At 57.1% G+C, this 567-nt stretch carries 1 rRNA gene; it reads right to left on the reverse strand.

What is annotated here, in order from left to right:
- Positions 1-158: 158 nt before the first annotated feature.
- Positions 159-567, reverse strand: a 16S ribosomal RNA gene (locus tag QQX13_RS13770); the annotation flags it as partial.

The following is a 567-nucleotide window of genomic DNA, read 5'->3' on the forward strand; positions in this document are numbered from 1 at the left end:
GCTCGAGTGTTCCAACCCCACGAAGGAGGCGTACTGATCAAGCAGCCAAGCTGCCGGCCATGTCGATGTTCCATCCATGAGCCCTGCCAGAACACATTCGGTCCTGGTGCAGGTCCTGACCAGCCAGATCCGCAGACCTGCCGGTAGGTGCTCCTTAGAAAGGAGGTGATCCAGCCGCACCTTCCGGTACGGCTACCTTGTTACGACTTAGTCCCAATCGCCAATCCCACCTTAGACAGCTCCCCCCCAAAAGGGTTGGGCCACTGGCTTCGGGTGTTACCGACTTTCGTGACTTGACGGGCGGTGTGTACAAGGCCCGGGAACGTATTCACCGCAGCGTTGCTGATCTGCGATTACTAGCGACTCCGACTTCATGAGGTCGAGTTGCAGACCTCAATCCGAACTGAGACCGGCTTTTTGGGATTCGCTCCACCTTACGGTATCGCAGCCCTTTGTACCGGCCATTGTAGCATGCGTGAAGCCCAAGACATAAGGGGCATGATGATTTGACGTCATCCCCACCTTCCTCCGAGTTGACCCCGGCAGTCTCCTATGAGTCCCCACCAT

The organism is Demequina lignilytica (assembly GCF_030418375.1).
GTDB lineage: Bacteria > Actinomycetota > Actinomycetes > Actinomycetales > Demequinaceae > Demequina > Demequina lignilytica.